This window comes from Pseudomonas sp. EA_65y_Pfl1_P113 (assembly GCF_963970525.1).
GTDB classification, from domain to species: domain Bacteria; phylum Pseudomonadota; class Gammaproteobacteria; order Pseudomonadales; family Pseudomonadaceae; genus Aquipseudomonas; species Aquipseudomonas tritici.
Window position 1 is genome coordinate 1 of record NZ_CAXAQM010000661.1, and the last position, 436, is coordinate 436.

General features: G+C 64.4%; 1 protein-coding gene. It reads left to right on the forward strand.

The annotated features are described in order from the left end of the window. Nucleotides 1-164: 164 nt before the first annotated feature. Nucleotides 165-436: EamA family transporter (locus tag AACY52_RS31605; RefSeq protein WP_339561595.1), on the forward strand; the 272-nt coding region annotated here is incomplete at its 3' end.

Genomic DNA, 436 nt, shown 5'->3' on the forward strand with positions numbered 1-436 from the left:
GAGGCGAATGAAGTGTTCCTGCGCGTTACCGCCGCCGAGGCCGAGAAACTGCGCGCGCTCGGTTTCGATTTCTATGATTGGGGTCCGGGCGAAGCGCGACTGGTCATCTCGTGGAACCAGCGGCCTGAAGACATCCGCCCGCTCGCCGACGCGATCGCTGCGCTTTGAGCGACGCGCCGCCCCCCAATTCCAGCCGCCTCGCGATACTGATTCCGTTCGGCATCGTCACGCTGATCTGGGGATCGACTTGGCTGGTCATTCGCGGGCAATTGGGCGTGGTCCCGCCAAGCTGGTCGGTCACCTATCGCTTCCTCGTCGCGGGCATCGTGATGCTCGGCTATGCCACGCTGCGGGGAGAGCGCATCCGGCTCGATGGGCGCGGCTGGGGCTTTGCCGCCTTGCTGGGGCTGATGCAGTTCTGCCTCAACTTCAACTT